Origin of the sequence: Enterococcus sp. AZ050, assembly GCF_051715085.1 — a bacterium.
In the GTDB taxonomy this organism is placed as follows: domain Bacteria; phylum Bacillota; class Bacilli; order Lactobacillales; family Enterococcaceae; genus Enterococcus; species Enterococcus faecalis.
On record NZ_JBIOTC010000001.1, the window covers coordinates 1,355,209 to 1,365,000 of the forward strand.

Annotated in this window: 13 protein-coding genes (1 of these 13 only partly in view); all 13 read right to left on the reverse strand. The window is 38.6% G+C overall.

Annotated elements, in window-relative coordinates:
- Nucleotides 1-3: 3 nt before the first annotated feature.
- Nucleotides 4-429 carry a 3-hydroxyacyl-ACP dehydratase FabZ gene (fabZ, locus tag IGJ04_RS06590; RefSeq protein ID WP_002356286.1) on the reverse strand — a complete coding sequence of 142 codons (426 nt, stop codon included), beginning with the start codon at nucleotides 427-429 and terminating at the stop codon, nucleotides 4-6.
- 3 nt (nucleotides 430-432) lie between these two features.
- Complete coding sequence (accB, locus tag IGJ04_RS06595; protein WP_085443051.1) at nucleotides 433-921, reverse strand: acetyl-CoA carboxylase biotin carboxyl carrier protein; 489 nt, start codon at nucleotides 919-921, stop codon at nucleotides 433-435.
- A 1-nt stretch (nucleotide 922) separates the two neighbouring features.
- Nucleotides 923-2,158: a beta-ketoacyl-ACP synthase II gene (gene fabF / locus IGJ04_RS06600; RefSeq protein ID WP_002356284.1), complete on the reverse strand. Its 1,236-nt coding sequence runs from the start codon at nucleotides 2,156-2,158 to the stop codon at nucleotides 923-925.
- A gap of 18 nt (nucleotides 2,159-2,176) precedes the next feature.
- Nucleotides 2,177-2,914: a 3-oxoacyl-[acyl-carrier-protein] reductase gene (gene fabG, locus IGJ04_RS06605; RefSeq protein WP_002356283.1), complete on the reverse strand. Its 738-nt coding sequence runs from the start codon at nucleotides 2,912-2,914 to the stop codon at nucleotides 2,177-2,179.
- Between the two features lie 3 nt (nucleotides 2,915-2,917).
- Nucleotides 2,918-3,847, reverse strand: a complete 930-nt coding sequence (gene fabD, locus IGJ04_RS06610; RefSeq protein ID WP_438840056.1) for an ACP S-malonyltransferase — start codon at nucleotides 3,845-3,847, stop codon at nucleotides 2,918-2,920.
- Between the two features lie 32 nt (nucleotides 3,848-3,879).
- Nucleotides 3,880-4,836: an enoyl-[acyl-carrier-protein] reductase FabK gene (gene fabK / locus IGJ04_RS06615; RefSeq protein ID WP_025193940.1), complete on the reverse strand. Its 957-nt coding sequence runs from the start codon at nucleotides 4,834-4,836 to the stop codon at nucleotides 3,880-3,882.
- A 136-nt stretch (nucleotides 4,837-4,972) separates the two neighbouring features.
- Nucleotides 4,973-5,200: an acyl carrier protein gene (locus IGJ04_RS06620; protein WP_002356278.1), complete on the reverse strand. Its 228-nt coding sequence runs from the start codon at nucleotides 5,198-5,200 to the stop codon at nucleotides 4,973-4,975.
- 52 nt (nucleotides 5,201-5,252) lie between these two features.
- Nucleotides 5,253-6,218 (reverse strand): beta-ketoacyl-ACP synthase III, encoded by a 966-nt coding sequence (locus tag IGJ04_RS06625; protein WP_002365153.1) that lies wholly within the window; start codon nucleotides 6,216-6,218, stop codon nucleotides 5,253-5,255.
- A 15-nt stretch (nucleotides 6,219-6,233) separates the two neighbouring features.
- Complete coding sequence (gene fabT, locus IGJ04_RS06630; RefSeq protein ID WP_002362455.1) at nucleotides 6,234-6,674, reverse strand: fatty acid biosynthesis transcriptional regulator FabT; 441 nt, start codon at nucleotides 6,672-6,674, stop codon at nucleotides 6,234-6,236.
- Between the two features lie 389 nt (nucleotides 6,675-7,063).
- Nucleotides 7,064-7,294 (reverse strand): YkuJ family protein, encoded by a 231-nt coding sequence (locus tag IGJ04_RS06635; protein WP_002379802.1) that lies wholly within the window; start codon nucleotides 7,292-7,294, stop codon nucleotides 7,064-7,066.
- 100 nt (nucleotides 7,295-7,394) lie between these two features.
- Nucleotides 7,395-8,285: an NAD(P)-dependent oxidoreductase gene (locus tag IGJ04_RS06640; RefSeq protein WP_002359377.1), complete on the reverse strand. Its 891-nt coding sequence runs from the start codon at nucleotides 8,283-8,285 to the stop codon at nucleotides 7,395-7,397.
- Between the two features lie 72 nt (nucleotides 8,286-8,357).
- On the reverse strand, nucleotides 8,358-9,581 hold the full coding sequence (gene bgsB / locus IGJ04_RS06645; protein ID WP_438840057.1) for a cell wall glycolipid biosynthesis glucosyltransferase BgsB: 1,224 nt from the start codon (nucleotides 9,579-9,581) through the stop codon (nucleotides 8,358-8,360).
- 46 nt (nucleotides 9,582-9,627) lie between these two features.
- Nucleotides 9,628-9,792: the 3' end of a cell wall glycolipid biosynthesis glucosyltransferase BgsA gene (gene bgsA, locus IGJ04_RS06650; RefSeq protein WP_002356269.1), read on the reverse strand. It continues 840 nt past the right edge of the window; the window shows 165 of its 1,005 coding nt (coding positions 841-1,005); its start codon lies off the right edge, out of view; it ends in the stop codon at nucleotides 9,628-9,630.

Consider the following 9,792-nt stretch of genomic DNA (forward strand, 5'->3'; position numbering starts at 1 on the left):
CACCTATCCAATCATAAAGGTTAATTCAGCCTCGGCAACTTTTTTTCCATTAACTTTTGCTACACCTTTACCCATTCCAGCAGAAGCGCGGACTTTTAAAAGTTCAACCTCTAAAATTAATGTGTCGCCTGGTGTTACCTTTTGTCTAAATTTTGCTTTATCTAATCCACCAAAGTATGCCGTTTTCCCTTTGAATTCAGGCATTGAAAGTAATGCCACGGCGCCTGCTTGAGCCAACGATTCAATAATTAAAACTCCTGGTAAAACAGGATTCCCAGGAAAATGACCTTGAAAAACTTGCTCATTAACCGTTACATTCTTTTTCGCTACAACGCGTTCCCCGGGAATGACTTCTTCAACACTATCTAATAATAAAAAGGGATAGCGATGTGGTAAAATTTCTTGAATTTCTGTAATTGTTAATTTCATGTTTTATTCTCCTTTAGCAACTCGGAATAGCGGCTGACCAAATTCAACCACATCTTCATTGTTGACTAATATTTCAGTAATCACACCGTCAACTGTCGCCGTAATTTCATTCATTAATTTCATCGCTTCAACGATACACACAACGTCACCCGTTTTAACAGTGTCTCCTACTTTGACAAAGTTCTCTTTATCTGGTGCTGGTTGTAAATAAACGATTCCTACAATAGGTGACGTAATTTCTTCTGTCTTTTCATTGGCTGTCGGTGTATTGGTTGGCGTTTCTTCAACGACAGAAACTGTTTCAACAGGCACTGACACACTACTAGCGGCTACTGGTGTTTCTTGTGGTTGCGCCACTGGTTCTACGGCACTTCGTCCAGAAACTGTATTTTTATTCATATATAATTCAAACGAGCCTTCTCGTAAATCGAATTCGGTTAAAGTTGATTGATCAAATTGTGTTAATAATGCTTTTACTTCTTCTAACTGCATGTTAATCCTCCCAGCGTTTTAAGCAAATAACTGCATTGTGGCCACCAAAGCCTAGCGAGTTACTTAAAGCATAATCAAATTTATGCTCTTTGCTTTCGTTTAAAACAACGTTCACCGTAATTGCTTCATCTTGATTTTCCACATTAATGGTTGGCGGAATAAATTGATGTTGTAAAGCATTTAGGGTAGCAATTCCTTCAATTCCACCAGCGGCGCCTAAGAGATGTCCCGTCATACTCTTCGTACTACTTACATACGCCGTTTTTGCGGCATCACCTAAAGCCAATTCAATTGCTTTAGATTCTGCACTGTCATTGGCTTGTGTGCTTGTTCCATGGGCGTTAATATAGCCAATTTTTTCTGGAGAAATCCCCGCTTCTTCCATTGCTAGTACCATGGCTTTCGCTGCGCCGCTCCCATCTGGTGTTGGTGATGTCATATGATAGGCATCGCAATTAGCACCATAGCCAACCACTTCACCTAAAATAGTTGCGCCTCGTTCTAGAGCATGATCTAATGATTCTAAAATAAAGACACCCGCACCTTCTCCCATCACAAATCCACTACGTTCTTTATCAAAGGGAATTGAGGCTTTTTCTGGGTCAGTCGCCTTTGTTAAAGCGGTCAAGGAAGCAAATCCTGAAATACCGATTTCTGTAATAGGCGCTTCTGCTCCACCAGCAATAATGACATCGGAGTAGCCATGTTTGATATTGCGGAACGCTTCCCCAATTGAATGAGTTGCACTAGCACAAGCCGTCACTGTTGAAGTACAAATTCCTTTGGCACCAACACGTAAAGCGATATTTCCCGCCACCATGTTTCCAATCGCCATTGGAATAAATAACGGTGCCACACGTTCAGGTCCTTTGTCGTGCATCCGAATTACTTGATTTTGAATTGTTTCTAAACCACCAATCCCGGAACCCACCATGACGCCAAACCGATCCACATCTAGTTGACTGGTATCCAAGCCACTCATAGCCATTGCTTCTAAGGCCGCATAAATGCCAAATAACGAAAACTTATCCATGCGTTTGCCATCTTTTTTAACAAAATATTTTTCCATTGGAAAGTCTTTCACTTCAGCTGCTAAGGTGACACCTGTTTCACTAACATCAAATTTACTAATCGGTCCGATACCATTTTTCCCTGTTTTCAAACTTTCTAAAAAAGTCTCAGGTTCATTGCCAATCGGCGAGGTGACACCGTAACCGGTAATAACTACTCGATTCATCCTTTTGACTCCTTTCGTTTATCCGTGCATGACTAAGCCGCCATCAACATTCACGACTTGCCCAGTAATATAGGGACTTTTAGCTAAGAATATCGCTGTAGCTGCGACATCTTCGACTTGCCCAAACGTTTGTAAGGGAATTTGCGCATTCATTTGTGTTTTAACTTTTTCCGATAAAACATCCGTCATTTCTGTTTGGATAAACCCTGGTGCAATCGCGTTGCAGGTAATACCGCGCGGCGCAACTTCTCGTGCCACCGATTTAGTAAAACCAACGACACCGGCTTTACTCGCAGCGTAGTTTGCTTGACCAACATTTCCCATTAAACCAGAAACGCTAGCCATATTAATAATTCGACCACTTCGTTGTTTCATCATACGTTTAACCGCTTGTTGGGTCATGTTAAAAGTTCCTACCAAGTTAATATCTAAACAGGCATTAAAATCCTCTTTTGTCATTCGTAATAATAATTTATCATTCGTAATCCCAGCGTTATTCACCAGAATATCAATCGAGCCTAATTGGTCAACAGTTGCTTGAATCATCTCACCTGCTGCATCAAAATCGGAAATATCTCCAGAAAGGCCAATACATTTTACCCCAAAGGCTTCAATTTCTTGTCGTTGTTCTGGCGTAATCTCACTCCGACCGTTTAAAACAATATTGGCGCCCTCTTTCGCAAAAGCCAACGCAACTGCTTTGCCAATCCCACGAGTGCTTCCAGTAATAAATACGTTTTTTCCTGTTAATTCCATTTTTTACCTCCCAGTAAGTGCTGTTAACGTTTCTGTTAATGTTGCAACATCTTCCACACGGTGCATTTCAATTGTTTTGTCAATTTTTTTAACAAAACCAGTTAATGTTTTCCCTGGACCAACTTCAATCATCGTTCCTACGTTCATAGCCTTCATCGTTTCGATACTGTCTTCAAAACGTACCGCAGACATGACTTGCTTTTCCAATAACGCTTGAATTGCCTCTTGGGGCATAATTTCGGCAGTCGTATTACTAATGACAGGAATTTGCATCGTTTGAAAGTTCAATTTTGCTAAATCCTGAGCCAATTTTTTTGATGCTGGTTGTAACAGCGCCGTATGGAAAGGGCCACTCACATTTAACGGAATCATTCGCTTTACACCAGCTTCTTTGAGAAGTGTCATCGCTTGATCAACAGCAGTAACCTCACCACCAATCACGATTTGTTGTGGTGTATTATAATTTGCTGGAGCCACAATTCCGAAAGCACTGGCTTCTTGACAGGCTTTTTCAATTACTTCACGCTCAGCATTCATGACAGCAACCATTTTGCCAGTTCCTTGTGGTGCTGCGTCTGTCATGTACTGACCGCGCTTTTGGACCAAGGCCACTGCTTCTGAAAAACACAAAGCCCCGCTGGCAACCAATGCGCTATATTCCCCTAAGCTTAAACCCGCTACGACATCAGGCGTTAGTCCTTTTTGTTGCAAAAGACGGTAAAATGCGACACTGACTGTCAAAATAGCAGGTTGCGTATATTCTGTTTCATTTAAACGTTCATTTTCAGTAAAACAAAGTTCTGCCATCTCATAACCTAAGATATGACTTGCTTCATCGAAGGTTTCCCGAACAATCGCTTCTTGGTGATATAATTCTTCACCCATCCCTTGATACTGGGCTCCTTGTCCACTAAATAAAATCGCTGTTTTCATACGACACCTCATTTTTTGTTAAAATTATTCACTTAGCCCCAACGCTGATTCATCTTATGTACAATCGCTTTGCATTCAGACATGAGTGAATCAATGATTTCTTGGGCTGTTTCTTCTTTTTTTATTAACCCGGCAATTTGTCCCGCCATGACGGAACCGTAATCCATATCCCCGTCAACGACAGCTTTGCGTAAAGCGCCCTGACCAATTTTTTCAAACATTTCTAAATCAGGCACTTCTTTTTGGAGTTCTTGCTTTTCTAATTGATTATATTGAGCGGTTAATTTATTTTTTAAAGTACGCACTGGATGGCCAAAATGTTGACAGGTAATTACTGCATCTAAATCACGTGCCTTTAAAACTTTCTGTTTATAATCTGGATGAACGTTGCATTCTTTGGCAATTAAAAAACGTGTACCTAACTGGACTGCTTCAGCACCCAACATAAAGGCCGCAGCCATACCACGACCATCACCAATCCCACCTGCTGCAATCACAGGAATTGACATAGCGTCAACGATTTGCGGTAAGCCACTCATAGTGGTTAACTTGCCAATATGTCCACCAGCTTCCATTCCTTCAAAAATGACAGCATCGGCACCAATTTTTTCCATTCTTTTTGCTAAAGCAACTGAAGGAACTACTGGGATTACTTTAATGTTATGTTCTTTAAAACGAGCCATGTATTTGGCTGGATTGCCTGCACCTGTCGTTACGACAGGAACCTGTTCTTCACAAACCAAATCGACAATTTCATCGACAAAAGGTGAAAGTAACATAATATTGACACCAAAGGGTTGTTCCGTTAATTCTTTAACTTTTTTAATTTCTTTTTTTACGACTTCTTTTGGGGCATTGCCGCCAGCAATAATCCCTAATCCACCAGCGTTTGACACGGCACTTGCTAATGAAGCATCGGCTACCCAAGCCATACCGCCTTGAAAAATGGGATAATTGATTCCAAGCAACTCACATAACTGTTGATTCATTGATTTTATACGTCCTTTAGTTCTAAGATAAGTACACTTCATTCAAGTAAAAAAGGATTTTTCCGGCTTATTTACTTGTTTTTTTAGGGACTGGGTCATTTAGCAATTAAATGTCCCAGCCCCCTATTTTCATGTATTAGTTTGCTTGTTGTTTTTCTACATATGTTACTAAATCTTGAACGGTTTGGATGCCATCTTCTGTTTCGATTTTCACATCAAATTCATCTTCGATTTCGTTAATGATTTGGAATAAATCTAAGCTATCCGCATCTAATTCTTCTTGAATGTTTGTAGTTAATTGTACCTCTTCAGCATCTTTTCCTAATTCTTCTACGATAATTGCTTGAATTTTTTCAAATACCATGTGTATATTCCTCCAAAATAGTCATTTTCTTCATTTATATGTGAACAGTTTTTTACAGCGTTAGGAGCAGTGAGCCCCATGTTAAGCCGCCGCCAAATCCTGTTAGCACCACGCGTTGTTGGGAACCTAAAATTAAGGTCCCATTTTCAACTGCTTCATCCAACAAAATAGGAATGCTAGCAGCTGAGGTATTGCCATATTTATCCATATTCGTTAAAAACTTCTCGCGGGAAATCTTCGTCTTACGTGCAATTTTATCGATAATGCGCACATTTGCTTGATGTAGTAGAAGATAATCCACGGTTTCGTCCGTCACGAGTGATAAAATATTTTGTGAAACATCTTTAATCGCAAAATCAAAAATACTACGTCCTTCCATCTGTAACGTCTTACTCGCCTGCTTATGCCCCTGATAAAAAGGACTTTCGTTGATCGTGTAGCCTGAAGTTAAAGCCGCCCACCGTTGTCCATCTGCTTGTAATTTTTCATTTAGAAAATGCGGTGTCTCAGCCGCTTCAATCAAGACGCCGGCAGCCCCATCACCGAAAAGCACCGCTGTGGAACGATCGGTCCAATCCAACATTTTGGAAAATGTTTCGCCACCAATTACTAGACCTGTTTGATAACGACCACTTAAGACTAGTTTTTCTGCCATGCTTAAGGCATAGACAAAACCAGAACACGCTGCACTGATGTCAAAAGCAAAAGCCTCAGTAGCGCCAATTGCGCCTTGCACTTGGCAAGCAACAGAAGGCATATTGAAATCTGGTGTCACTGTTGCAACTAAAATAAAGTCAATCTCACTTGCTTGCTTTCCAGATTTTTCCAATAACTGTTTTGCGACTTGATGACATAAATCAGACGTATTTTCTTGCGTAACGATGCGACGTTCACTAATGCCTGTTCGCGAATGTATCCATTCATCAGAGGTATCCATCATTTCACTCAGTTGGTGATTCGTGACACAATTCTCTGGAACATAACGGCTTGTACAACTAATTCGTGCATAATTCTTCATGGGGATCCTCACTTTTTATTTGTATTCTTGCAAGAAATCATGAAGATTTTTTAGTGCTCTTAACAGCGCTTGTTCTTCTTCTTGCTCCATGCCTTTCAAAATGTTTTTAACCATTTCACGATGAAAATGCTGATGGACTCTAAAAAGTAATTTTCCTTTTTTAGTTAAGCCAAGCTTTACTACACGTCGATCATCTTCACTACGCAAACGTTCAACATAGCCTTTTTTAACTAAGTTGTTAATCGCTACAGTAAGTGTTCCGACGGTAATTGACAGTTCCTTGGCTACTTCTGAAGACGTTTTTTTCTTGTACATACCAATTGCTTCGATTGTGTGCATCTCCGTAATGGATAAATCATTAAATTGTGATTTTTTCAATTCAGATTCTTCAATCGTTAAGATGTCATTAAAGACACTGACTAAGTAATCGTTGACTGTTTCTAAATTAGGTTCCATTCTGTGCACCATCCATATACTTTGATTATCAAAACATTTGATGTTCAAACTATATCGTAAATAAGCAAAGAATGCAAGAGAATTTTCTATATTTTTAATGAAATATTCTTCAAATATTTCAAAAAAGGCGCATTTTCAAGGGACGAGGCTTTTAAAAAAAGGATCAATTACTTTGATACCCAAACTATTTTCACAGAAAAAGGAAAGAAGTGCAACTAAAAAGCATCACTGGCACTCCCCTGATTGAGAAGTGCCAGTGATTTTTGTTATATAATTCTTAAACTCCCACTAAGCTATTGCTACAACTTGACTGGATAATACGAGAAGAGAGTGAACCAGAAGCTTTGGTGCTTCTACTCCACTCCCTTATTAAAATGTAGGACGATTAATTATTGAATTAAGTCGTAAATTTCCATTGCTACAATATCGATGTTATCGAATTGATAGCTTTGGTGCGTATCAGATTCTGTTAATTCAAATGTTTCTGTTGATTTATCAAAACTTACAATACATTTCTCTACGCCTTCACGTTCAAAGCGGCGTACTTGTACTTCATTATCTGCTGCTTCGATCATTGCTTCCAGTCTCTTAATAATCGCCACAAGTTGTGAATGTTTCATCAGTGGGCCTCCTTTTGCAAACTAGTTCTGTACCATTGTAACAAAACATTGCCTAACTTGCATGATTTTTCGTCATTTTTTTTGATTTTTTTGTTGTTCTTTAATTTTTATTCGTTGGTTGCTTGCCATCTGTCCACCAAAGCTTAATTAAGGCCTGTGTGCCATCATTTTCAAACCCTTTATCTGCAAGGCTTTCATATAATTCTGTCGCTTTTTGCGTCGCTGGCAATGGAAGGTCAAGTTTTTTTGCTTCATCTAACGCAATCTTTAAATCTTTGATAAAATGTTTAACAAAAAAGCCTGGCGTATAATCTTCTTTTAAAATACGCGGTCCATAATTACTTAATGACCAGTTCGCAGCACTACCACCACCGACTGTTTCCAGAACTTTTTCTAAAGTTAATCCTGTCGCATTTGCATAAACGAGCATTTCAGTCAACCCGGTCATTGTGCCTGCAATCATTAACTGATTCGCCATCTTAGTGTGTTGCCCTTTTCCAGCTGAGCCATGTAGCATAAACGTTTTGCCAAATGTTTTGAAAATTGGTAAGACGGTCTCATAACTTTCTTGATCGCCACCAACCATAATTGTTAAAGTACCATTTTTAGCACCTAAGTCACCACCAGAAACTGGCGCATCCAACGCATGAGCACCCACTTCTGCTGCTTTTTTGGCAATCTTTTCAGCCAAGGTCGGCGTACTTGTGGTTAAATCTACTACTATTTTACCTGTAAGATCTGCTTGAAAAATCCCTGTTTCATTAAAATACACGCCTTCAACATCTGAAGGAAAGCCAACCATTGTAAAAATGATATCACTCGCTTCCGCAATTGCTTTTGGCGTATCATACCAAACTGCTCCTTCAGCAACTAAATCATCTGTTTTACTTTTTGTTCGATTGTAAACATTGACAGATAAATTGTTTTTCATCATGTTACGAATAATTGATTTCCCCATGACACCCGTTCCAATAAAGCCGATTTTAGACATAGTAGCTTCCTCCGTTCTTAAAATAAAAAACTTTCCTCCTTCAGTATAAACGAAGGAGGAAAGTTTTGCAGTTTATTTTCTTAAAGATGTAAATTTTACTTTAATTTTTTTAATTGAGTCCGCATTTTCTTTTTCCATTTGAAGTTGATCAAAGTAAATCAATGTGTCTTGATAAAATTCAATCATTTTGTTGCCAAAGTTTGTAGAAGAAATTTCAAATAATTTTTCATCTAAAATAGTTTGGTCCATTTTAATATTTGCTTGTACATAGTCAATCAATGTTGGGGCAAAATCACTGTCTGTCTTAAAAGTTTTGCCTAAGCTTTCATGATCAAATAAATTATTTAAATAGGCGTTCCCTTCTGCAACACATTGAACGCCAGCAGCCATCGCTTCTGTATAAGTTAAGCCTTGTGTTTCTGACGTTGAGGCGCTGACAAAATAGTCAGCAGCTTTATAATAAATAGCGACTTCTTCATTTGGCACTTCACCCGTAAATTGAACGTATTCACTGACTTCTAGTTCTTCTGCTAATTCTTTTAAATCCTCTAGATAGGGACCATTTCCAACTATTACTAAACGAGTTTGTGGTAATTTTTCAATAATTTGTGGTAATCCTTGAATAATTGCTTGAATATTTTTTTCATAAGAAATTCGACTTAACGATAACAACATAATCTGTTGCTCTTCAATACCTAGTTGTTGACGCATTCCAGCGATCATTTCTTCAGTAATATCGGGACGTAAGAACTTATCAATTTCGATCCCTGTTGGAATAATTCTCATTGGTGCGGTTACTCCATAATCCCGTAATTTTTCAATTACACGTTCACTGGGACAAACAACACCTGTCGTATGATTTGTAAACACTCTTGAAAAGAATTTAACATGTGATGGACGGACAACTTTTCCTTTAGCAATATAATGTAAGTAATCTTCATACATTGTATGATACGTATGGATGACAGGGATTTTCATTTTTTTCCCAACCATTTTCCCTAAAATACCCGCACCAAATTCAGTATGTGTATGAATTAAATCTAATTCCAATTCTTTGGCAATTAAATAGGCGTACCACATGCCGCGAACCACTACTCGGCGATCTTTAAAAGATACGAATGGCACACTAGGCATTCGTATGACATCTTCTTCAAAATCAGTCGCGTTAGGATCGGTTGTCGTAAAAATATACACTTCATGGCCGTGCTTTTCTAATTCATCTTTTAAGGTCTTAATAGAAGTCGCTACCCCACTCACTTGCGGGAAATACGTATCAGTAAAAAAACCAATTTTCACTCTCATTACCTCCATTTCATCTAACAATAACTGCCTTCAAAATTTTTTAAGATAAGACTGTTTCGTAGACTTCTTTTAACTCGTAACCAATTTGCTTGATACTTCTTTGCTCTGCTACTTGATAGCCTGCTTCTCTAGTGCTAGGTATTTTTCCTTCTAATAAGCCTTCAATATATTTTTTAAATTCTTCAATAGAATGACCCATATAACA

Excerpts from the sequence above, each read along its gene's own strand:
- fabZ (WP_002356286.1), bottom strand. The coding sequence starts at position 429 with ATGAAATTAACAATTACAGAAATTCAAGAAATTTTACCACATCGCTAT.
- accB (WP_085443051.1), bottom strand. The coding sequence starts at position 921 with ATGCAGTTAGAAGAAGTAAAAGCATTATTAACACAATTTGATCAATCA.
- fabF (WP_002356284.1), bottom strand. The coding sequence starts at position 2,158 with ATGAATCGAGTAGTTATTACCGGTTACGGTGTCACCTCGCCGATTGGC.
- fabG (WP_002356283.1), bottom strand. The coding sequence starts at position 2,914 with ATGGAATTAACAGGAAAAAACGTATTTATTACTGGAAGCACTCGTGGG.
- fabD (WP_438840056.1), bottom strand. The coding sequence starts at position 3,847 with ATGAAAACAGCGATTTTATTTAGTGGACAAGGAGCCCAGTATCAAGGG.
- fabK (WP_025193940.1), bottom strand. The coding sequence starts at position 4,836 with ATGAATCAACAGTTATGTGAGTTGCTTGGAATCAATTATCCCATTTTT.
- IGJ04_RS06620 (WP_002356278.1), bottom strand. The coding sequence starts at position 5,200 with ATGGTATTTGAAAAAATTCAAGCAATTATCGTAGAAGAATTAGGAAAA.
- IGJ04_RS06625 (WP_002365153.1), bottom strand. The coding sequence starts at position 6,218 with ATGAAGAATTATGCACGAATTAGTTGTACAAGCCGTTATGTTCCAGAG.
- fabT (WP_002362455.1), bottom strand. The coding sequence starts at position 6,674 with ATGGAACCTAATTTAGAAACAGTCAACGATTACTTAGTCAGTGTCTTT.
- IGJ04_RS06635 (WP_002379802.1), bottom strand. The coding sequence starts at position 7,294 with ATGAAACATTCACAACTTGTGGCGATTATTAAGAGACTGGAAGCAATG.
- IGJ04_RS06640 (WP_002359377.1), bottom strand. The coding sequence starts at position 8,285 with ATGTCTAAAATCGGCTTTATTGGAACGGGTGTCATGGGGAAATCAATT.